The organism is Rathayibacter sp. PhB1, assembly GCF_004362935.1.
Lineage (GTDB): Bacteria > Actinomycetota > Actinomycetes > Actinomycetales > Microbacteriaceae > Rathayibacter > Rathayibacter festucae.
Genome location: NZ_SNYD01000003.1, coordinates 360,847 through 381,290, shown reverse-complemented (window position 1 = coordinate 381,290; position 20,444 = coordinate 360,847). Strand labels below are relative to the sequence as shown.

The window sequence follows — 20,444 nt, the reverse complement described above, 5'->3', positions numbered from 1 at the left end:
ATCCGGTCATGCCCGCCTGCTCGAATCGCGCTTCCATCACGCGGTGATTCGTGGAGATCGGTCGATCCGGAAGGCTTTCGTCCTCTGAAGTCGCCGGGCGGTCGGCTCGCGTCAGTGCGACCGCGTGTCGGTGACAGCCGTGCTCGAGGAGGGGGATCTCGATACGCGCCCCGCGGGCGCTACTCGATCAGCATGCTGTGGCGGCCCGGCGGCTGGTCGATCAGCATGCTGCAGTAGGCGAGCTGCCCCGGCTTGGGGCGCCCCCATGCTGGTCGAGCAGCGGCGCAGCCGCGTATCGAGACCCGGAGTCGTCTGCCGGGTGGATCTCGATACGCCCGCGGAGCGGGCTACTCGATCAGCATGACTCCGCCGCTTCACCGCCCCGCCGCTGTGTCGGGCCCTGCCCCGGCGCCCGCGCGGCCGAACTCGAGGAGCTTCGCGAAGAGGTCCTCGAGGAGCCAGCGGGTGTCGAAGGACTCGCAGACGCGGATCGGGTGGGGGCCGACGTCGGGCCGGAGGTCGCCGGCGGGGGTGAAGCGCGGCGCGGGGACGGCGCGCCAGCGGCCGCCGGCGGGGTTCATCACGGCGCCGATCGCGGGGCTGTCGCCGAGGGAGCGGAAGTCGAGCGGGCCGTAGGGGATCGTCGCGTTGAAGGCGATCAGCTGGTCGACGAGGTAGTCGCCGAGCGGGCTCGTGCCGCCCAGCCGCGTGCGCAGCTCGGCGTGGCCGACGCCGACCATCGTGTAGACGGGCATCGGGATCTGCCAGACGGCGACTCCGGAGGCGAGCACGGCGTTCGCGGCGGCGACGTCGTTGATCAGGTTGAACTCCGGGTGGTACGCGGCGATTCCCTCGTAGGGCGGGCCGCCCACCCAGACCACGACGACGTCGCGCTCGGCGATCGACGGCTCCGCGAGCAGGGCCGCGGCGACGTCCGTCAGCGGGCCGAGCACGGCGATCCACAGCCGGCCCTCGCCGTGCAGCGCCTCCTCGACGATCACGCGCGAGCCCTCGGACGCCACGGACTCCGCGGAGCCGCCGGCGACCAGCGCCGCGGACGCCCCGTCGAGGACCCGCACGTCGGCCCCGGCGAGGGCGACCACGCGATCGATCTCCGCGCGCGACTCCCGCAGGCTGCCGGACCGGCCGAAGTGCGCGGCCACGAGCGCCCGGACGTCGAGCGTCGCGCTCAGCAGCGCCTGCACGATCGCGAACTGGTCGTCGGCCTCGTTCGCGGCGTCGGTGCTGACGATCAGCCGGTGCGGGGCCGGCCCGACACTCACGCCGACTCCCGCTGCACGAGCGTCGTCGCGAGGATCGGCTGCCGGTCGACCTCGCGGCCCGCCACCACGGCGACCACGGTCTCCGCGGCGACGCGCCCCATGTCCTCGAGCGGCTGGCGGATCGTGGTCAGGGTCGGATCCGAGGTGGTCGCGATGACCACGTCGTCGAAGCCCACGACCGAGATGTCGGCGGGCACGCGCCGGCCGGAGGCCTGCAGCACGCGGATCGCGCCGTTGGCCATCAGGTCGGAGGAGGCGAAGACGCCGTCGAGGTCGGGGTGGCGCTGCAGCAGCCGCGCCATCGCGGCCGAGCCGCTCTCGAGGGTGAACTCGCCGTGCACGATCGGGCTGTGATCCAGCCCCAGCTCGGTCAGCTCGTCGCGCCAGCCGCGGATGCGGTCGCGGGCCGGCTCCATGTCGTGCGGGCCGGCGATGATGCCGAGCCGGCGCCGGCCGGAGTCGGCGAGCGCGCGGGCGGCGAGCCGGCCGCCGCCGTAGTTGTCGGAGTCGATCACGATGGCGTCCTCGGCCAGCGCGACGCGCGGCCGGCCGACCCATGCGATCGGCACGGGGGAGTCGGCGAGCGCCTGCGCGAGGTGCGTGATCTCGTGCTGCAGGATCACGATCGCTCCGTCGACCGCGCGCGAGCGGAGGAACTTGGGGATGCGGTCGCCGTCGTCGTGGTCCGCCGGCAGCAGCACCGGCTGCACCTCGGCGGCGTAGAGCCCCTTCGCGGCGCCCTTGAGCACCGAGGTGAAGAAGGTGCCGGTGAGGCTGTCGAGCTCGTTGAAGGCGACGATCAGCGCGATCGCGCCGGAGCGGCCGCCGCGCAGCATCCGCGCGGCACTGTTGGCCTCGTAGCCGAGCTGCTTCGCGGCGTGCTCGACGGCGGCCGACATGCGGACGTCGACGTTCGTGCCGCCCGCGAGAACCCGGGCGGCGGTGGCGCGGGACACGCCCGCGGCCCGTGCGACGTCCACGAGCGTGGGTCGGGTCATGGCTGCATCCTTCTGAACGAGGAGGGGAGCCGGCCGGGGCGCCGGATGCTCGATCTCCAGAGTCCCACGGGGACGCCTTCCCCGGGGCCGAAGCGGTCCGATTTGCGAAACTTCTTACAGATACTAGGGGAGATCGATATCTCACGCTGCGGTAACGACTCCGAGATCGCGCTTGCACGAGGTGGAAAGGCCAGCTACCTTGGCGTCCAAGAGATCGTTCTCTTGCTCCCGGTCTCCTCCAGCGAGACCCCCCGCGAATCCCCGACGAAGAGGAACAATCGTGAAAAGAAGACTGACGGCCGTGGCCGCAGCAGCCGCCGCCGTGGCCCTCGCCCTCACCGGATGCTCGTCCGGAAGCGGTGGCGGCGCGTCCGACGACCCGAACGCCGAGGCGACCTTCTGGTCCTTCACCGGCATCAACGCCAAGGACAGCGTCGACGAGTACCTCGCCAAGATGCCCGACGCGAAGATCAAGCTCTCCGAGGTCGGCAGCACCACCGAGACCGCCACCGCCCTCACCGCGGCGCTGGCCGGCGGCAAGGTGCCCGACCTGGTCATGATCCAGAACGACGACCTGCCCCAGTTCGTCGCCAACAGCTCGAACTTCCTCGACCTGCGCACCCTCGGCGGTGACGACGTCGCCTCCGCCTACCTCCCATGGGCCGCCTCCGCGGCGACCGCCGACGACGGCTCCGTCGTGGGCGTGCCCACCGACGTCGGCGGACTCGGCTTCGCCTACCGCGCCGACCTCTTCGAGGCCGCCGGTCTGCCGACCGACCCGGCCGAGGTCGCCGAGATGTGGAAGGACTGGCCGTCCTTCATCGCCATGGGCGAGAAGTACACCGAGGCCACCGGCAAGCCGTTCGTCGACAACATCGAGACCAGCGTCTTCTTCTCGACCGTCAACCAGGTCTCCGAGAAGTACTACTCGCCCGACGGCGAGCTCGTCTACGACACCAACCCGCAGGTGAAGGACGCCTTCCAGGTCGCCGTGGACGCCAAGGACGCCGGCATCAGCGCCGGCATCGCCGCCTGGTCCTCGGGCTGGGCCCCCGGCCGCGCCAACGGCGCCTTCGCCGTGACCATCGCGCCGTCGTGGATCCTCGCCGGAATCAAGACCGACGCCCCCGACACCGCCGGCAACTGGCGCGTCACGAGCGTCCCCGGCGTCGGCGGCAACTGGGGCGGCAGCGTCATCGCCATCCCGGCCCGCGCCGAGCACCCCGAGGCCGCCTGGCAGTACATCAAGACGATGATGTCCGCCGAGGGCCAGACCGACCACTTCGCGGCCTCGGGCACCCTGCCCGCCGCCACCGAGGCGGTCGCGAGCGACGAGGTCCGCAACTACACCGACCCGTTCTTCGGCGACTCGAAGATCGGCGAGGTCATGGCCACCTCGGTCGAGCAGTTCCCCTCCTTCTACAACGGTCCCGACACGACGCCGATCAACGGCGCCCTGCTGAACACCCTCGTCGAGCTGGAGGCGGGCAACGTCACCTCCGACAAGGCGTGGACGACGGCCCTCGACACGGCCAAGCAGGCCATCGGCGGCTGATCGCCCCACCCACCCGAGCGGCCCGGCGCCTCGCGCGCCGGGCTGCCCCTTCGACGGAGGTAACCCACGTGTCAACGGCGACAGCCATACGTCCCCCCAGGCAGCGCAAGCAGCCCAGCGTCCCGGTCCAGAAGGCCGCGAGGATCCGCAACTCCCTCTCGGAGCGGATCGCCCCCTACGCGTACGTCGCGCCCTTCTTCCTCATCTTCATCGTGTTCGGGCTCTTCCCGCTGCTCTTCACGTTCTACGTCTCGCTCTTCGACTGGAACCCGATCGGCGAGCAGACCTTCGTCGGCCTCGCGAACTTCCAGCAGCTCTTCGCGGACAGCCGGTTCTGGAACGCCCTGGTCAACACCTTCGGCATCTTCATCATCTCGACGGTGCCGCAGCTGCTCTTCGCGCTCTTCCTGGCGCACCTGCTCAACCACGCGCGACTGCGCTGGGCGAACTTCTGGCGCATGGCGCTGCTGGTGCCCTACATCACCTCCGTCGCGGCGACCGCGATCGTCTTCGCGCAGATCTTCGACAAGAACTTCGGTCTAATCAACTGGTTCCTCGGCATCTTCGGACTGCCCTCGATCAACTTCCTGGCCACCAACTACGGCTCCTGGATCGTCATCTCGACGATGGTCTTCTGGCGCTGGTTCGGCTACAACACGCTCCTCTACCTGGCGGGGCTCCAGTCGCTCCCGCGCGAGATGTTCGAGGCCGCCTCGGTCGACGGCGCCTCCAGCTGGCAGCAGTTCCGCCACCTCACCATTCCGGCGCTGCGCCCGATCATCGTCTTCACCGTGATCATGTCGACCATCGGCGGTCTGCAGATCTTCACGGAGGCGCTCCTGGTGGCTCCCGAATCGGGCCTCACCTGCGGCGCCGGCCGGCAGTGCCAGACGCTCGCGCTGTTCCTCTACGAGCAGGGCTTCGGCCAGTTCAAGTTCGGCTACGGCTCCGCCATCGGCGTCGTGCTGTTCGTGATCGTCGTGGTCGTCTCGCTGATCAACTTCTACCTGTCCACCCGCACCCGGAAGGCGTCCGTCTGATGTCCGATGTGATCGATCAGGCCCTCCCGCAGGCCCGGGCCGTCGCCACCGGCGACACCCCGAAGACGCTGCCGAAGCGCCGCGGCAAGGGCGGCGGGGTCGGCTGGCCGACGTACGTCTTCCTCGTCGTCGCCGTGCTCGTCTCGGTGTTCCCTCTCTATTACATGTTCGTCATCGCGTCGGTCGGAGCGACCGCCGTCACGTCGATCCCGCCGCGCCTGTACCCGGGCACGAACTTCTTCGCCATCGCGGAGAAGGTGTTCGACACCGTGCCGTTCATCGCGTCGCTGTTCAACTCGCTGATCGTGTCGCTGAGCGTCGCGGTCCTCTCCGCGATCCTCTGCGCGATGGCCGGCTTCGCCTTCGCGAAGCTGCAGTTCCCGGGCCGCAACGTGCTGTTCCTGATCGTGCTGCTGACCATGACGGTGCCGGCGCAGCTGAGCATCATCCCGCAGTACCTGATCGTCTCGGCCCTCGACTGGGTCGACACCCTCCAGGCGATCATCGTCCCGGGTCTGGCCAGCGCCTTCGGCATCTTCTGGATGCGCCAGCACATGTCCACGACGGTCAGCGACGAGCTGATCCAGGCGGCGCGCATCGACGGCGCCAACTCCTGGCAGCTGTTCTGGCGCATCGCCTTCCCGGTGGTCCGCCCGGCGGCGTTCGTGCTCGGGCTGATCACGTTCACCGCGGTCTGGAACGACTTCATGTGGCCGTTCATCGTGCTGAAGTCGCCGGAGCTGTTCACGGTGCAGATCGCGCTGAAGCAGCTGCAGGCCAACCGCTCGATCGACGTCGCCCTGGCGATGGGCGGCTCGTTCATGGCCACGCTGCCGCTGCTGATCGCGTTCTTCTTCGTCGGCCGCCGCATGGTGTCCGGGATCATGGACGGAGCGTTCAAGGGCTGATGCACGACGCCTCCACCACTCTCGTCCCCTCCGACCGCACCGACGAGACCGGGGATCGGAGCGGTGGTCGCGACTGGCGGGACCGCTCCCTCTCCGCGAGCGAGCGGGCCCGCCTCCTCACCGCCGAGCTCACGCTCGAGGAGAAGGCGGCCCAGCTCGGCTCCGTCTGGCTCACCGACTCCGCCGACGACTTCGCCCCGAAGCTCGAGGGCGGCCCCGAGACCGCGGCCGATCCGTTCGACGGCGGCCTCGGCCAGCTCACCCGCGTCTTCGGCACCGAGCCCGTCTCGGTGCCGGAGGGCGTGCGCCGGCTCCGCGAGCTGCAGGAGCGGGTCGTCGGCTCGCAGCGCCTGGGCATCCCGGCGATCGCGCACGAGGAGTGCCTGACCGGGCTCGCCGCGTACGGCGCGACCGCCTTCCCCACGCCGCTCGCCTGGGCGGCCACCTTCGACGAGGACCTCGTCGGCGAGATGGCGGAGGCGATCGGCTCCGACATGCGCGCCCTCGGCATCCACCAGGGGCTCGCGCCCGTGGTCGACGTCGTGAAGGACTACCGCTGGGGCCGCGTCGAGGAGACCCTCGGCGAGGATCCGTATCTGGTCTCGCAGCTCGGCACCGCGTACGTCGCCGGGCTCGAGTCGGCGGGGATCATCGCGACGCTCAAGCACTTCGCCGGCTACGCGGCCTCCCGCGGCGCCCGCAACCACGCTCCGGTGAGCATGGGGCCGCGCGAGATCGCGGACACCGTGCTGCCGCCGTTCGAGGCCGCGCTGCGGCACGGCGGCGCGCGCAGCGTGATGACCTCGTACACCGACATCGACGGCGTGCCCAGCAGCGCGAGCCGGCACCTGCTCACCACGATCCTGCGGGAGAAGTGGGGCTTCGAGGGGACGGTCGTGGCCGACTACTGGGCCGTGCCGTTCCTCCAGGCGATGCACCACGTCGCGGTCGACACCGCCGACGCGGGGCGGCTGGCGATCCGCGCCGGCGTGGACGTCGAGCTGCCGCAGACCGCGGCCTACGGCGAGCTGCCGCGGCTCATCCGCGAGGGCGTCGTCGACGAGCGCGACCTCGACCGCTCGGTCGAGCGGCACCTGCGGCACAAGTTCGAGGCCGGGCTGCTCGACGGCGGGCCGCTCGTCCCCGAGGGCGCCGAGTCGGTCGACCTCGACAGCGCGCGCAACCGGGCGATCTCGCTCCGGATCGCGGAGGAGTCGGTCGTGCTGCTGCGCGACGACGACGTGCGTGGGCTGCTCGCCGCGGGCACGGTCGCCGTGGTGGGCCCGGCGGCGGACCAGTTCCGCAGCCTGGTCGGCTGCTACGCGTTCCCGAACCACGTGCTCTCCAAGCACCCGGGGCACGACCTCGGGATCGGGATCCCGACCGTGCTGACCGCTCTGCGTGCCGAGCTCGGCGAGGAGCGGGTGCGCTTCGCGGCAGGCGGGTCGATCACCTCCGCGGACACCTCCTCGATCGCCGAGGCGGTCGCGACGGCGCGCTCCAGCGACGCGGCCGTGGTCGTCGTCGGCGACGTGGCCGGGCTCTTCGGCGACGGGACCTCGGGCGAGGGCTGCGACGCCGCCGACCTGCGGCTGCCGGGTGCCCAGGACGAGCTGGTCGCGGCGGTCCTCGCGACCGGCGTGCCGACCGTGCTGGTCGTGCTCTCGGGCCGGCCCTACGCGCTCGGCGCCTACGGAGCGGCGCGCGGGGTCGTGCAGGCGTTCTTCCCCGGGGCGGACGGGGCGGCCGCGGTCGCCGGCGTGCTCTCGGGGCGGGTCTCGCCGACCGGGCGCCTGCCCGTGCAGATCCCGCGGCTCCCCTCGGCGTCGACGACGTACCTGCAGCCGTCGCTCGGGCTCTCGAACCCGGGCATCACGGCGCTCGACAACACGCCGCTGCACCCGTTCGGCTTCGGGCTGACGCGGGGCGACATCGCCTACGAGGCGCTGTCCGCACCGGCCGTGCTGGCGGTGGACGGGGCGCTCGACGCCGCGGTCACCCTCCGCAACAGCGGCGAGGACACCGTCGAGGTCGTGCAGCTGTATGCCGCGTATCCGACCGCGCCCGTGGTGCGGCCGGCCGCGCAGCTGCTCGGCTACGCGCGCGTGCCGATCGCCGCGGGGGAGTCGCTGACCGTGCACTTCCATGTCGAGGCGGCGCGGCTCGCGGCGACCGGCGAGGACGGCGCGCTCAGCGTCGACCCGGGCCCGCTCCGCCTGATCGCCGGCCCGTCGGCCGCCGAGGCCGCGCAGACCGCCGACGTCGCCCTGACGGGCGCGCGCCGCGTGCTCACGGAGCGCGCCCTCCGCACCCCCTGGTCGGTGACCCGCGGCTGACCCGCCACCTGCTGGCCGAGCGGCGGCCGCACATGCTGGTCGAGCAGCCGCCGAGCGGCGGCCGCACATGCTGGTCGAGCAGCCGCCGAGCGGCGGCCGCACATGCTGGTCGAGTAGCCCCGGAGGGGCGTATCGAGACCCACCCTCCTGGTGACGTCGGATCTCGATACGCGCCCTGCGGCCGCTACTCGATCAGCATGGGTCGGCTCCGCAAGGGGCCTGCGCCCGCCGCCCCGCGCGCCTACCGTGAACAGCAGCACCCCCGGCGCGAGGACGCGCGCGGGGCCGGACTTCTCGAGGAGAGACATGCCTGCACTGACCGACACCTTCACCCTGTCCAACGGGGTCGAGATCCCGAAGATCGGCTTCGGCACCTGGCAGATCGAGGACGGCGCCGACGCCTACGACGCGGTGACCACGGCGCTCGAGGCCGGCTACCGCCACATCGACACCGCCCGCGGCTACGGCAACGAGGCGAGCGTCGGCCGGGCCCTGCGCGACAGCGGGATCCCGCGCGACGAGGTCTTCATCACCACGAAGCTGCCCGCCGAGGTCAAGGACCACGCCGGCGCGAAGGACAGCCTCGAGACGACGATGGCGGCGCTCGAGCTCGAGCACGTCGACCTCTACCTGATCCACGCGCCGTGGCCGTGGTCGGACATGGGCTCGGACCACCGCGACGGCAACATCGCGGCCTGGAAGGCGATGGAGGAGATCTACGACTCCGGCCGCGCCCGCGCCATCGGCGTCTCCAACTTCTCCGTCGACGACCTGGAGTCGCTGATCGCGGCGACCGACGTGAAGCCGCACGCGAACCAGATCCGCTGGTTCGTCGGCAACACCCAGGACGAGACGACCGACTACTGCCGCACCAACGGCATCCTCGTCGAGGGCTACTCGCCGCTCGCGACCGGCGGCCTGCTGGAGAACTCCGACCTCGCCGACATCGCGAAGGCGAACGGCGTCTCCGTCGCGCAGCTCTGCATCCGCTACCTGCTCGAGAAGGACGTCCTGCCCCTGCCGAAGTCGACCACCCCCGCGCGCATCCGCGAGAACGCCCAGGTCGACTTCGACCTCTGCGCCGACGACGTCGCCCGCCTCGACGCCCTCACCGACACGGAGTCCTGACCCGCCCCGAGAACGCGAAAGTTGCGGTAGTCGCGCCCGACTACCGCAACTTCTGCGCACTGGCGGCGGCGCGCTGGTCGAGCAGCCGCGCAGCGGTCCCGCATGCAGGCCGAGCAGCCGCGCAGCGGCTTCCTTTTTTGCTGGTCGAGTAGCCGCGGAGCGGCGTATCGAGACCCGGCGTGCTTGCGGTGGTGGATCTCGATACGCGCCCTGCGGGCGCTACTCGATCAGCATGGGCAGCGCTGCGCCCCTCCCTGCTTCTCCCGAGAACTCGGAAGTTGCGGTAGTCGAGGGCGACTACCGCAACTTTTGAGGACTCGGGGTGGGCGGGCGCGGCGGGTCAGGCGAAGCGGAGCAGGTGCGCGCCGTGGGGCTCGAGGGTCAGGGCGACCGCGCCGTCGGCGACGGGGAGGGGCTCGCCCGTCCAGGCGTCGACGGGGGTGCCGGTGCAGCCGAGGTCGGCGAGGTGCGCGGAGTACTCGCGCGGGGCGTCGCCGAGCCAGAAGACGCCGCGCCACTGGACGTCGCCCTGCCAGGCGCTCCAGACGACGAGGTCGCCGTCGCGGACGATCTCGCGGCTGCCCTCGCTGGACAGCAGGGCCAGCACGTCGTCGTTCGTCAGCAGCGCGAGCGTCTCGGGCGGGGTGTCCGGCAGGTGGCCGCCCACCATCAGCGGCGACCGCAGCAGGCACCACAGCGTCACCAGGGTGCGCTGCTCGGCGGGGGTGAACCGCGAGAGGCGGTCCTCGCCCACGTGCGCCCGCACGCCGATCCGCCCCAGAGGCAGCATGTCGGCGTCGGCCCACGCGCCCGGTCGCTGGTGCGGCGCCCAGCGCGCGGCGCGCTGGAACTGCTCCTGCAGGTGCCCCCAGTCGTCCCAGAAGTCGTCCGAGATCCGCCACATCTGCGCGGTGTCGCGCAGCAGCTCCAGGTTCTCCAGCGAGAGCTGCTTGCCGGGCGAGAGGCTCAGCACCATCGGCCGGCCGGTCGCGTCGATCGCGCGGGAGAGCGCGGCGATCTCGTCGGCCTGGATCGGCGGGTAGAGCACGTCGTCGAGCTTGACGAAGTCGACGCCCCACGACGCCAGCTGCGCCATCACCGAGTCGTAGTACTGCTGCGCGCCCGGCACCGTCATGTCGACGCCGAAGTTGTCCGGGTTCCACGGGCAGACGTTCCCGCGGTCGGCGATGTCGGCGCAGGTCGCGTCGGAGCCGAGCACCGGCAGCGCGAGCTCGGCGGCCCGGCGGGGCACGCCGCGCATCAGGTGCACGCCGAAGCGCAGCCCGAGGGCGTGCACGCGCGCGGCGAGCGCGGTGAAGCCCGCGACGGAGGCGGACGGGAAGCGCCCCACCGCGGGCTGCGGCCGGCCCCAGTCGTCCAGGACCGGCTCCGACACCTCCTGGTAGTCGCTCGTGCCGGGGTCCGGCTCGTACCACTGGATGTCGACGACGACCGTGTCCCAGCCGTGCGGCAGCAGGTGCTCGGCGAGGTACTCGGCGTTGGCCAGCACCTCGTCCTCGGTCACGGAGGAGCCGAAGCAGTCCCAGCTGTTCCAGCCCATCGGCGGGCGGCGGGCGGCCTCGGTGCGTGCGGCGGCAGTGCTCACGGCGGTCACGCCTCCGACCCTGCCACGAGAGCCCCGACGAGCTCCAGCGACACCGTCGCGAAGGAGTGCGGCGGCAGCGTCACCCGCAGCCCCGTCGCCGTGGTCTCCAGCCCCTCGAGCGCGACCGGGCTGACCGCGTCGGCGTCGCCCGGCCGGTTGTGCGCCTGCGGCGAGTCGGCGGTGAGGAGCCGCCCCGTCGCTCCGGTCACGGAACCGCCGCGGAAGGACAGCTCGATCTCCAGCGGCTCGTCGAGGTCGACGTTGGTCATGGAGACCAGCACGCGCCCGTCCTTCACCGAGGCGGAGGCGGAGGCGAGCGCGATCTCGCGCCCGTCGACCGCGTGGGTCGGTCCGGCGACCGTGGTCGGCAGCACCGTCGCGTCCTGGTGCCCCTTGTTCATCTCGAACACGTGGTACGTGGGCGTCCGCACCATCTCGCCGCCGTCGGGGTCGGTGAGCAGCATCGCCTGCAGCACGTTGACGGTCTGCGCGATGTTCGCCATCGAGAGCCGGTCGGCGAAGGCGTGGAAGACGTCGAAGTGGATCCCCGCGACCATCGCGTCGCGGATGGTGTTCTGCTGGAAGAGGAAGCCCGGGTGCGTGCCCGGCTCGACGTCCCACCAGGTGCCCCACTCGTCGAGCACCATCCCGTACTTCTTCTCGGGGTCGTGCACGTCCATCACGGCGGCGTGCGAGCGCAGCAGCTCCTCGATGCCCTGCGCGGCGACGATCGTGCTCCAGTAGGTGTCCGCGTCGAAGTCGGTGGCGCTGCCCTTCGCGTGCCAGCTGCCGCCGATCGTGTAGTAGTGCACCGAGACCGACTCCCAGGGCACGGAGGAGAAGGGGTGCCCCTCGATCTCGGGGATCACCTCCATCAGCGTCTGCGTCCAGTGCGTGTCCGCGCCGTCGGCGCCGGCCGCGATGCGGTGCAGCGGCACGTCGTTGCCGCTCTGCACGAAGGTGCCGAACTGGCGCGCGAGGTCGGCGTAGGCGCCGGCGCGCATGTTGCCGCCGCAGCCCCAGGTCTCGTTGCCGAGGCCCCAGTAGCGGACGGTCCACGGCTCCTCACGGCCGTGCGAGCGGCGGAGGTCGGCCATCGGCGACTTCCCGGAGCCGGTGAGGTACTCGACCCAGTCGGCCATCTCCTGCACGGTGCCGGAGCCGATGTTGCCGGAGATGTAGGCGTCGGCGCCGAGCAGCTCGCAGAGCGCCATGAACTCGTGGGTGCCGAAGGAGTTGTCCTCGGCGACCCCGCCCCACTGGGTGTTGATCAGGCCGGGGCGCTCCTCGCGCGGGCCGATGCCGTTGGTCCAGTGGTAGCGGTCGGCGAAGCAGCCGCCCGGCCAGCGGAGGTTGGGGATGTCGAGGGCGCGCAGGGCCTCGACGACGTCCAGGCGGATCCCGCCGGCGTTCGGGACGGGCGAGTCCTCGCCGACCCAGAAGCCGTCGTAGATGCAGCGGCCGAGGTGCTCGGCGAAGTGGCCGTAGACGTGCTTGCTGATGGTGGCGCCGGGCCGGTCGAGGTCGACGGTGACGGTGGTGTTCACGGGGTGCTCCAGGGTGGTGGCGGGCGAGTCGGCAGTGATCGGGGCGGCGGCGCTCACGCGTCGACGCGGACGAGCCGCAGGACGATCGCGCGGTCGGCGTGGAAGGTCGGCAGGTCCAGGCCCGCCTCGCCCAGGAGGCTCCCCGAGTAGGCGGGGGCCGGGGCGTCGGAGTCGAGCGGCACGGTCGCCTCCAGCCAGCGCGGGCTCTGCCAGGGCGGGCCGAGCGAGCCGGGGCGCGCGGCCTCGACGCGGTAGCGGGCGAGCGGGTCCAGGCCCGGGAGGCGGACGCGGCGGCGCGAGTCCGCCGTCAGCGCGGGCGTGACCAGCGTGTAGAGCGCCTCGGAGCCGTCGGTCGCGACGACGCCGCGCAGCGACGGCGCGTCGGGATCGGAGTCGCCGCTCCCGACGACCCGCCCGGTGGCGATGAGCCCGCGGTGCTCGCGGTACGCCGCGATCCAGCCGGCCAGCACCGGCTCCTCCTCGGCGTCCAGCTCGCGGAGGTCCCACTCGAGGCCGAAGTGGCCGAGGAAGGCGATCGCGCAGCGGGTGTGCAGGTCGCTGGTGCGGCCGGTGACGGAGTTGACCGGCGAGGCGACGTGCGAGCCGAGCATCTCCGGCGGCACGAGCAGCCCGGTCCAGCGCAGCATCCGCGAGCGGTCCAGCGGGTCCTGGTTGTCGGAGGTGTGCACGCGGTCGGTGCGCTCGAGGATCCCGAGGTCGACCCGGCCGCCGCCGGAGGCGCAGCTCTCGATCTCGAGCTCGGGGTGCCGCTCGCGCAGCTCGTCGATCAGCCGGTAGAGCGCGAGCGTCTGCTCGTGCACGGCGGCGGTGCCGGTCGCCGGGTGCCCGGCGTCGATCAGATCGCGGTTGTGGTCCCACTTGAGGTACGCGACGCCGAGGTCGGCGACCAGCCCGTCGAGCACCCCGAGGATGTGCGCGAACGCGTCCGGGTTGGTCAGGTCGAGCACCTGCTGGAACCGGAAGCGCGGCGGCAGCTCCTCGCGAGCGCGCAGGATCCAGTCGGGGTGCGCGCGGGCGAGGTCGGAGTCCTCGTTGATCATCTCGGGCTCGACCCAGAGGCCGAACTCCATGCCCCGGCCGCGGACGTGCTCGGCGAGGGGGAGGAGGCCGTCCGGCCAGGAGACGGGGTCGGGCGTCCAGTCGCCGAGGCCCGCGCGGTCGTCGCTGCGGCCGAGGAACCAGCCGTCGTCGAGCACGTAGCGCTCGACCCCGAGGGCGGCGGCGCGGTCGGCCAGCTCGGCGAGGGTCGCGAAGTCCTGCTCGAAGTACACCGCCTCCCAGACGTTGAGGGTGACCGGGCGCGGGCGGAGCGAGGAGCGCGAGACTCCGCGGAGGTAGGTGTGGAAGCGGGCGGCGGCGGCGTCGAGGCCGACACCGAAGCTGCCGGAGATCCAGGGGGAGGAGTAGCTCTCGCCGCTCGCGAGGCGGACCTCGCCGGGGAGGAGCAGCTCGCCGCCGCGGAAGGCGAGCCAGCCGTCGCCGCGCTCCACGGCGTGCTCGTGGTTGCCGCCGATGCCGACGTGGCAGAGCCAGACCCGTCCGTCGGCCGCGTCGAAGCCGGGGGTGCCGATCGCGACGACCGTCGTCGCGTCCAGGCCCGTGCGGCCGCGCCGCGAGGAGCGCGAGTGGCTGCCGGTGACGACGGGGTGGCGCTGCGGGATCTTCTCGGTGCCCCAGCGGCCGGAGAAGTCCAGGATCTCGCGCGCCTCGGTCGGGATTCGCAGGGCGGGGTCGGCGCCGATCACCTCGAGGCTCCCGGCGCCGTCGTTGCGGACGGAGACGCGGGTCCGGAGGAGGCCGGCGGGCGAGAGAACGATCTCCAGCACGACCCCGATTCCGGCCTGCGCGTCGTGCGCCTCGACCGTCACGGCGGCGCTGCCGGGCTGCACGACGGCGCCCTCCGCGAGGGCCTCGCCGGCCACCGAGACGGCGTCCACGGTGAGCCGCGGCGACCAGCCGGCGCCCTCGCGGTGCACCCGGAGGCCGGGCAGGCCGGCCCAGCCGAAGGAGTGCTCGGGGAGGATCCCGGGCTCGTAGGGCACGTCGGAACCGCCGTCCATCCCCGTCCTCTCGGGGGTTCTTGCGAAACCGGCGAGGTCGTCGTCGCTCGCGTCGATCCGCGGACCCCAGTGCAGCAGGACGGGCAGGTCACCTCCCGACTGAGTGAGGAGGGCGGACACGTCATCGGCGACGAGATGGATCACTCTCGGGGATTGCATGATGACATTCCTACCGTCGATCCTGGTCTGAGTACAGTGAGAGATCGATCTCGACCACCGGCGATCCCGTCGTCGTCCCGCTCACTGCAGATCCACCCCGCTTCGATCCACCCACCCCGATCACTCACCGCCGAGGAGCATCCATGCCGCTGACCCACCCGGCCCCGCACGAGTCCCGCTTGGAGCGCGGGGTGCTCGACGCCCGGCGGCGGCTCAACCGCGACTACCTGCTCTCGCTGACCGACGAGGGGCTGCTGCAGAACTTCCGCATCGAGGCCGGGATCGGCGACCAGGGCTGGCACCTGCACCCGTCCCAGGAGTCGCGCGAGGCCCGCGGTCTCGATCGGCACTGGGGCTGGGAGACGCCCGGCTCGCAGCTGCGCGGTCACTTCCTCGGCCACTGGCTCTCCGCCGCGGCGCGCGAGGTCGCGGTCACCGGCGACCCGCTGCTGCGCGTCCGGATCGACTCCGTGCTCGACGGCCTCGAGCGCTGCCAGGAGGAGAACGGCGGCGGCTGGATCTGGGCGATCCCGCGCGGCTACCTCGACCGCCTGGCGACCGGCCGCCCGATCTGGGCGCCGCAGTACGCGATGCACAAGCTGCTGATGGGCCTGGTCGACCTGCACCTCGACCTCGGCGACGAGCGGGCGCTCCGGATGGCGCGGGCGGCGACGACCCCGCTGCTGGAGTGGGTCCGCGGCTTCGACGACACCGCGTTCCAGGAGATCCTCGAGGTCGAGACCGGCGGCATGCTCGAGGTCTGGGCCGACCTCCTCGCGATCACCGGCGACCCCGTCTACACGGAGCTGCTCGAGCGCTACGACCGCCGCTCGCTCTTCGAGGGCCTGCTCGCGGGCCGGGACGTGCTCACCAACATGCACGCCAACACCACGATCCCCGAGGTGCTCGGCGCCGCCCGCGCCTACGAGGTCACCGGCGACGAGCGCTGGCGGCGGATCGTCGAGGCCTACTGGGAGCAGGCGGTCGTCCTCCGCGGCACCTTCTGCACCGGCGGCCAGACCTCGGGCGAGATCTGGACGCCGCCGTTCGAGTTCGCCGCCCGCCGCGGCGAGAAGACGCAGGAGCACTGCACGGTCTACAACATGATCCGGCTGGCCGACGTGCTGCTGCGCTGGACCGGCGACCTCGCCTACGCCGACTACATCGAGCGCAACCTCTGGAACGGCCTGCTCGCCCAGCAGAACCCGAGGACCGGGATGGTCGCCTACTTCCTCCCGCTGGAGGGCGGCGCCCGCAAGGACTGGGGCAGCCCGACCGAGGACTTCTGGTGCTGCCACGGCACGCTGGTGCAGGCGCACACCCGCCACTCCGGTCTCGTCTTCTACCGCGGCGGCGACGCCGAGCTGACGATCGCGCAGCACGTCGACGCGAGTGTCCGCGTGGCGACCGCCGCGGGCGAGGCGGCCGTGCGGGTCGAGGTGCTCGACAACGCCGGCTACGTGGGGCCGGACGCGAACGCGGGGGCCGCGGGCGACGCGCACCGACCCTCCGCCTCGCGGATCCGCATCGAGGTGGAGTCGGCGGAGGGGGTCGCGCTGCAGGTGCGGATCCGGGTGCCGGAGTGGACCGTCGGCGAGCCGGGCGTCGCGGGCGACTCCGCGCACGTCGAGCGCCTCGACGGCGCGCTCCTGCTGACGCACCCCGGCGGCCGCACCGGCGTCGACCTCGCCTTCGGCACCGAGATCCGCGCCGTGCCGATCCCGGACGAGCCCGGCACCGTCGCGTTCGTCGAGGGGCCGGTCGTGCTGGCCGGCCTCGTCGACCGCGAGGTGAGCCTCCGCGGCCGCCTCGAGGACGCCCCCGCGCTGCTCGCCCCCGACAACGAGCGGCAGTGGACCCAGTGGCTCCGCGGCTACCGCACCCTCGGCCAGCCCGCCGCGATCCGCTTCCGGCCTCTGCACGAGGTCGTCGACGAACCCTTCTCGCTCTACTTCCCGGTCTCGGCCGGGAGCTGATGGACAGGACCCCCTCCGTGACCTGCGCTCCGCGCTCATGACCGCCTCCGCCACCACCGCTTCCGCCACTCGCGCGATGCCCCGCGGCCGGCTGCTGCTGCCGATCTTCGCGATGCTGGTCGGCTTCGGGCCGCTCACCATCGACCTGGTGCTGCCCTTCCTGCCGACGCTGCAGGACGACCTCGGCGTCTCGGTCGCGACCGCCCAGCTGGTCGTCACCGGCGCGACCTTCGGCTTCGCGGCCGGCCAGCTGATCTCCGGTCCGCTCAGCGACGCGGTCGGCCGCAAGTGGCCGCTCGGCGTCTCGGCGGCCCTGCACATCGCGGCGAGCCTCGTCGCGGCGATGACCTCGGACACGGCGGTGCTGCTCTCGGCCCGCTTCGTTCAGGGTGCGGCCTGCACCGCGGCCGGCGTGGTCGTCACCGCGATCGTCCGCGACCTCTACAGCGGCAAGCGGCTCGTGACGATGCTCGCGAACCTCGCCGTGATCGTCTCGGTCTTCCCGATCCTGGTGCCCTCGGTCGGCGCGCAGCTGACCAAGGTGATCGACTGGCGCGGCTCCTTCCTCGCGGTCGCCGCCTGGGGAGCGCTCGCCACCGTGATCGCGCTGCTGGTGCTGCCCGAGACGCTGCCCCGCGAGCGGCGGCACCAGGGTGGACTCGGCCCGTCTCTGCGGAACTCCTTCGGGATGCTCCGCCGGCCGCGGGTGCTGGCGCTCGCCGCCGCGTCGGCCGCCGGCTGGTCGGTCGGCTTCGCCTACCTGGCCACCGCGCCGTTCCTCTACACCAACGTCTACGCGGTGGGGCCGGACCTCTACGGGCTGCTGTTCCTGGTCACCTCGCTCGTGACGATCGCGGTCGGTCAGACGACGGGCCGGGTGATCGTGCCGCGGTTCGGGCCCCGCTTTGCCATGTTCGCCTCGGCGATCGTCACGGGCCTCGGCGCCGTCGTGGTCGCGGTGCTCGCCCTCACCGGGACGCAGCCGCTGCTCGTCGTCGTCGGCGCGCTCACCTTCGCGCTCGCCGGGCGCTCGCTCGGCTTCGCGCCGGTGCAGTACCTCTCGCTCCAGGGCCCGTCGAGCGAGGCGGGGAGCGTCACCGCGATCCTCGGCACGGTCAGCTTCACCGCGGCCGGCCTGGTGATGCCGGTGATGGGCGCGTGGGCCGAGATCTCGCTGATCCCGTTCGCGATCCTCCTGCTCGTCGCGGCGCTCGTCGAGGGCGGCGTCGCGCTGCTGTTCCGGCCGGGCTCGCGGCGCTTCGATCCGGGCGCGCGGCGGCTCGAGGACGAGCCGGGGCCGGCGGAGTCGACCAGCCCCGCGGACGAGAAGCACTGACATGACCCTCCAGGAAGGAACCACCGTGGAACTCCGCTCCGGCGACTACACCCTGCGCGCCCGCGCGGGCGGCCTCGAGGTGCTCGCGGGCGAGCACGTCCTCTACGCCAACGACCGCCCGCTGCGCGTCACGGTGAAGACCGTCACCGCGATCAGCGAGTACTCCGGCGCGCCCTACGACGACGTCTCGATCGCGGACGGCGCGCTCACCGCCACCGGCACGATCACCGCGCGCTCGGGCTCGTCCTTCGCCGTCACCGACGTCTGGCGCGTCACGGGCGCGGGCTTCTCCGTGCACCGCGAGGTCGAGGTGCTCGCGGCCGGCGGCGACCTCGGCTTCTCGACGGCGATCTCCCTCGGGCTGACCGGGTCCGCCGACCTGCGCGACTACGAGTGCTTCGCGCCCGGCGCCTGGTACCGCGACAACGCCTTCGGGCCGGCCGACGCGATGGGCCGCGACCCCGGCAGCGAGTACTTCTGGCGCACCGAGACGCACTACGCGCTGCCGCTGTTCGCCGCGCAGAGCCGCGCCACCGGGGAGACCGTGGCGCTCTCGCGCTGGGCGGCCGACGTCACCCTGCCGCGCCTGGACGTGGTCCGCTCGGAGAACTTCACCGACCCGGAGTGCACGGTCGGCTCGATCGGCGTGAGCCGCCCGCAGGGCACCACGCTGAACTACCTCTACTACGGCTTCGGCGTGCGGACGCCGCTCGACGAGGAGCCGGCCGGCCTGTCGATCGACTACGTCTACCCGGGCGCCGACGGCGAGCGCCCGGTCGACAACCCCTACTCCGGGCTCGACTACGACGCGGCGCCGAAGTCGCTCCAGCGGGTCAACCACCCGGTCGAGGTCGGCTTCCGCCAGCGCTACGCGGTGGCCGTCGACCTCGGCCGCCACGACGACTTCGCGACGATGATGCGCGCCACCTGGCGCAGCGCCTACGCGCGCCTCCGCGACGACCTGTTCGAGGTCGACAACGAGCGGCACTTCCACCACGGCATGGCGATCCTGCGACGGCTCACCCGCCGCTACGGCGACGCCTGGGGCCTGCCGTTCGCCTGCCAGCTGCCGGACCTCGACGTCTCGAGCGTCTCGTTCCAGTTCGGCTTCGTCGGGCAGCAGCCGGGCATCGGCTACCAACTGCTGCGCTACGGCGACCGCGAGGGCGTGCCTGAGGCGTTCGAGCAGGGCGTCGGCATCGTCGACTTCTGGGCGCGGACGGCCCTGCCCGAGTCCGGCCCGCCGCGGATGTGCTTCAACCCCTCCCTCGGCGGCTTCGAGCCGTACCCGCACTACCTGCGGATGCTGGCCGACGGCGTCGAGGCGATCCTCGACGCCTACCTGCACCTGCGCGGCCTCGGCGACGAGCGGACGGTCTGGCTCGAGTTCTGCCGGCGGACGGCCGACTGGCTGCTCGAGGTGCAGGACGCCGACGGCAGCTTCCACCGCGCCTACAACGCGGACGGCTCGGTGCGGATGGACTCGCGCTCGAACACCCCGAGCGTGATCCGCTTCCTGGTCCAGCTGCACCTGGTGACGGGGGAGGCGCGCTACCGCGAGTCCGCCGTGGGCGCCGGCGAGTGGTCGTTCGCGAACATCCACCAGACGCTCGAGTACCGCGGCGGCACCTGCGACAACGCCGACATCCAGGACAAGGAGGCCGGCATCTACGGCCTGTTCGGCTTCCTCGCGCTCTACGACCTGACCGAGGAGCACCGCTGGCTGGAGGGCGCCGTCCGCGCCGCCGACTACACCGAGACCTGGACCTACGCCTGGTCCTTCCCGGTGGTCGCGCCCTGGCCGCATCCGTTCAACCGGTACTCGATCAGCGGCCAGAGCATCATCACCCTCGGCGGCGGGGCGGATGTGTATCTGGCGGCCTGCTCGTACAGCTACTACCGGCTGTTCCTGATCACCGGCGACGACCACTACCGCGACGTCGCGGAGTTCCTGCACCGCAACACCCGGCAGTCGACCGACGTCGACGGCAGCATCGGCTACGCGATGCCCGGCCTCGGCCACGAGAGCGGCGACTTCGCGAGCCAGACCCTCCGCAGCCACCACCACTGGCTGCCCTGGTGCACCTTCGTCGAGGTCGACCCGTCCTCCCGCCTGCGCGACACCTTCGGCGTCTACGAGATCGCCGACGCCCAGCGTCTGCCCCCGGCCGAGCTGGCGGCGCGCAACCGCATCTACGACCGCTACGGGCGGTCGGACGCCTGAGGGCGCGCGGCGTGCGGCGGCACCTCTCGCGGCACCTCCGGCACGCGGAACCGCCTCCGGCTCGCCGGATCCGGCTGTTCCCGCGTGCCGAGGCGCGTTCCACGTGCCGGAGGTCACCCCGGCCGACCTCCGGCTCGCGGATTCATCCCCGGCTCGCTGAATCCGCCTGTTCTCACGTGCCCAGGCGTGTTCCACGTGCCGGACGTCCCCCGGCTGACCTCCGGCCGATCTCCGGCTCGCGGTTCCGCGTCCAGCTCGCTGGATCCG

At 72.3% G+C, this 20,444-nt stretch carries 13 protein-coding genes; 8 read left to right on the top strand and 5 right to left on the bottom strand.

The genetic code is table 11. The features are described 5' to 3' along the window. Positions 1–374 precede the first annotated feature (374 nt). Both EDF17_RS09510 and EDF17_RS09505 read right to left on the bottom strand, forming a co-directional pair. Positions 375–1,283, bottom strand: coding sequence for a nucleoside hydrolase (locus EDF17_RS09510; protein WP_123446871.1), 909 nt, complete (start codon positions 1,281–1,283; stop codon positions 375–377). Then, positions 1,280–2,281 carry a LacI family DNA-binding transcriptional regulator gene (locus EDF17_RS09505; protein WP_123446870.1) on the bottom strand — a complete coding sequence of 334 codons (1,002 nt, stop codon included), beginning with the start codon at positions 2,279–2,281 and terminating at the stop codon, positions 1,280–1,282. The genes EDF17_RS09510 and EDF17_RS09505 overlap by 4 nt, the downstream gene beginning before the upstream one ends. 301 nt (positions 2,282–2,582) lie before the next feature. Between EDF17_RS09505 and EDF17_RS09500 the strand changes: the two genes are divergently transcribed. From EDF17_RS09500 to EDF17_RS09480, 5 genes are all read left to right on the top strand, one after another. Further along, positions 2,583–3,836: an extracellular solute-binding protein gene (locus EDF17_RS09500; protein WP_123446869.1), complete on the top strand. Its 1,254-nt coding sequence runs from the start codon at positions 2,583–2,585 to the stop codon at positions 3,834–3,836. A 68-nt stretch (positions 3,837–3,904) separates the two neighbouring features. Continuing rightward, a complete protein-coding gene (locus EDF17_RS09495) occupies positions 3,905–4,876 on the top strand; it encodes a sugar ABC transporter permease (protein ID WP_208110592.1) in 972 nt (323 codons plus the stop codon). Continuing rightward, complete coding sequence (locus tag EDF17_RS09490) at positions 4,876–5,784, top strand: carbohydrate ABC transporter permease (RefSeq protein ID WP_123446868.1); 909 nt, start codon at positions 4,876–4,878, stop codon at positions 5,782–5,784. Before EDF17_RS09495 ends, EDF17_RS09490 begins: the two co-directional genes overlap by 1 nt. Next, complete coding sequence (locus tag EDF17_RS09485) at positions 5,784–8,120, top strand: glycoside hydrolase family 3 N-terminal domain-containing protein (protein WP_123446867.1); 2,337 nt, start codon at positions 5,784–5,786, stop codon at positions 8,118–8,120. Before EDF17_RS09490 ends, EDF17_RS09485 begins: the two co-directional genes overlap by 1 nt. 306 nt (positions 8,121–8,426) lie before the next feature. Beyond that, positions 8,427–9,248 (top strand): aldo/keto reductase, encoded by an 822-nt coding sequence (locus EDF17_RS09480; RefSeq protein ID WP_123446866.1) that lies wholly within the window; start codon positions 8,427–8,429, stop codon positions 9,246–9,248. 340 nt (positions 9,249–9,588) lie between these two features. On the opposite strand, the gene EDF17_RS09475 is transcribed toward EDF17_RS09480, so the two are convergent. Genes EDF17_RS09475 through EDF17_RS09465 form a run of 3 tightly spaced genes read right to left on the bottom strand, consistent with a single transcriptional unit; the run spans position 9,589 to position 14,641 of the window. Then, on the bottom strand, positions 9,589–10,854 hold the full coding sequence (locus EDF17_RS09475) for an alpha-galactosidase (protein ID WP_243732845.1): 1,266 nt from the start codon (positions 10,852–10,854) through the stop codon (positions 9,589–9,591). Between the two features lie 5 nt (positions 10,855–10,859). Further along, on the bottom strand, positions 10,860–12,401 hold the full coding sequence (locus EDF17_RS09470) for an alpha-L-arabinofuranosidase C-terminal domain-containing protein (RefSeq protein WP_123447061.1): 1,542 nt from the start codon (positions 12,399–12,401) through the stop codon (positions 10,860–10,862). A gap of 53 nt (positions 12,402–12,454) precedes the next feature. Further along, positions 12,455–14,641, bottom strand: coding sequence for an alpha-galactosidase (locus EDF17_RS09465; RefSeq protein ID WP_123446865.1), 2,187 nt, complete (start codon positions 14,639–14,641; stop codon positions 12,455–12,457). A 143-nt stretch (positions 14,642–14,784) separates the two neighbouring features. On the opposite strand from EDF17_RS09465, the gene EDF17_RS09460 reads away from it, so the two are divergent. From EDF17_RS09460 to EDF17_RS09450, 3 genes are read left to right on the top strand one after another with little or no spacing between them, the layout of a single operon-like run. Further along, the gene (locus EDF17_RS09460) at positions 14,785–16,617 is read left to right on the top strand and encodes a beta-L-arabinofuranosidase domain-containing protein (protein ID WP_123446864.1); all 1,833 of its coding nucleotides are present in this window, start codon (positions 14,785–14,787) and stop codon (positions 16,615–16,617) included. Positions 16,618–16,654: 37 nt separating this feature from the next. After that, on the top strand, positions 16,655–17,953 hold the full coding sequence (locus EDF17_RS09455; RefSeq protein WP_123446863.1) for a multidrug effflux MFS transporter: 1,299 nt from the start codon (positions 16,655–16,657) through the stop codon (positions 17,951–17,953). A gap of 25 nt (positions 17,954–17,978) precedes the next feature. Then, complete coding sequence (locus tag EDF17_RS09450) at positions 17,979–20,177, top strand: hypothetical protein (RefSeq protein ID WP_123447060.1); 2,199 nt, start codon at positions 17,979–17,981, stop codon at positions 20,175–20,177. Positions 20,178–20,444: the final 267 nt, after the last annotated feature.